Here is a 940-nt window from a genome sequence, read left to right as displayed (position 1 = left end):
CGCGGTGGTGACGGTGACTGTGACTGTTCCGGCCGCGTCTGCTGGGGTGACGGCGGTGATCTGCGTGGCGGAGTCGACAGTGAACGAGGTCGCCGGTGTAGCACCGAAATTCACCGCGGTCGCACCGGTCAGATTCGTTCCGGTCAGCACGACCGTCGTGCCACCCGTCACCGGTCCGGCGTTCGGCGCCACGGTGGTCAGCGTGGGCACCGCCGCGTAGGTGTAGGAGACACCGTTGCTTGTGCCACCCACGGTGGTGACGGTGACCGATACCGTCCCGGCCGACCCGGCGGGAGCGACCGCCGTGATCTGCGTGGCGGAGTCGACGGCGAACGACGTCGCTGGTGTGGCACCGAAATCCACCGCCGTCGCACCGGTCAAAGCTGTCCCGGTCAGCACCACCGTGGTCCCACCCGTCACCGGGCCGGCGTTGGGCGCGATGGAGCTCAGCGTGGGCACCGCGACGTAGGTGTAGGACACCCCGTTGCTTGTTCCTCCCGCGGTGGTGACAGTGACCGACACCGTTCCCGCCGCACCTGCGGGAGCGACCGCAGTGATCTGCGTGGCGGAGTCGATCGTGAACGAACTCGCTGGTGTGCCACCGAAACTCACCCCGGTCGCACCCGTCAGATTCGTCCCGGTCAGCACAACGGTCGTCCCACCCGCCACCGGACCGGCGTCCGGGGCGATAGTGGTCAGTGTCGGCTCCGCGACATAGGTGAAGGAGACACCATTGCTGATGCCACCGGCTGTGGTGACGGTGACCGTGACCGTTCCAGCCGACTCAGCGGGGGCGACGGCGGTGATCTGGGTATCGGAGTCGATCGTGAACGAAGTGGCCGGTGTACCACCGAAACTCACCGCGGTCGCACCCGTCAGATTCGTTCCGGTCAGCACGACCGTCGTCCCACCCGCGACCGGACCGGCGTTCGGGACGATA

At 67.6% G+C, this 940-nt stretch carries 1 protein-coding gene; it reads right to left on the bottom strand.

The window, feature by feature from the left end:
• Positions 1–940, bottom strand: a 940-nt coding sequence (locus IRT45_RS36330) for an IPT/TIG domain-containing protein (RefSeq protein WP_194810266.1), incomplete at both ends; no start/stop codon positions are given.

Origin of the sequence: Nocardia sp. BSTN01, from assembly GCF_015354405.1 — a bacterium.
Lineage (GTDB): Bacteria > Actinomycetota > Actinomycetes > Mycobacteriales > Mycobacteriaceae > Nocardia.
Note: the sequence above shows the minus strand (reverse complement) of the source record. Positions and strands in the feature narration are given on the sequence as shown.